Below are 660 nucleotides of genomic sequence, written 5' to 3' on the forward strand. Positions count from 1 at the left end.
GTTAAGGGTAAGAACGGCGAGCTGACTCGTACAGTCCATGACGCCGTTGAAGTGAAGCAAGAAGCTAACGCACTGACTTTCGCACCACGCGAAGGTTTTGCTAATGCATGGGCCCAAGCGGGTACCACGCGCGCTCTGCTGAACGCAATGGTTGTCGGTGTTACCGAAGGTTTCACCAAGAAGCTTCAACTGGTAGGTGTTGGTTATCGTGCTGCTGTTAAAGGCAACGTGGTGAATTTAGCCCTGGGCTTCTCTCACCCAATCGATCACCAGCTGCCAGCAGGTATTACTGCTGAATGCCCAAGCCAAACTGAAATCGTGCTGAAAGGCGCTGATAAGCAGGTTATTGGCCAGGTTGCTGCAGATCTGCGTGCCTACCGCCGTCCTGAGCCTTATAAAGGCAAGGGTGTCCGTTACGCCGACGAAGTCGTGCGTACCAAAGAGGCTAAGAAGAAGTAAGGTAACACTATGGATAAGAAATCTGCTCGTATCCGTCGTGCGACCCGCGCACGCCGTAAGCTCAAAGAACTGGGTGCAACCCGCCTGGTGGTACATCGTACCCCGCGTCACATTTACGCACAGGTCATTGCTCCAAATGGTTCTGAAGTTCTGGTAGCCGCTTCTACTTTAGAAAAAGCTATCACTGAGCAATTGAAGTAC

2 protein-coding genes are annotated in these 660 nt (G+C 52.0%); both read left to right on the forward strand.

What is annotated here, in order from left to right:
* Window positions 1-459: 50S ribosomal protein L6 (rplF, locus tag N6G83_RS54465; protein WP_260524441.1), on the forward strand; the 459-nt coding region annotated here is incomplete at its 5' end.
* Window positions 460-468: 9 nt separating this feature from the next.
* Window positions 469-660, forward strand: a 192-nt coding sequence (locus tag N6G83_RS54470) for a 50S ribosomal protein L18 (RefSeq protein WP_312847443.1), incomplete at its 3' end; no start/stop codon positions are given.

Source organism: Serratia sp. PL7 (assembly GCF_945957435.1).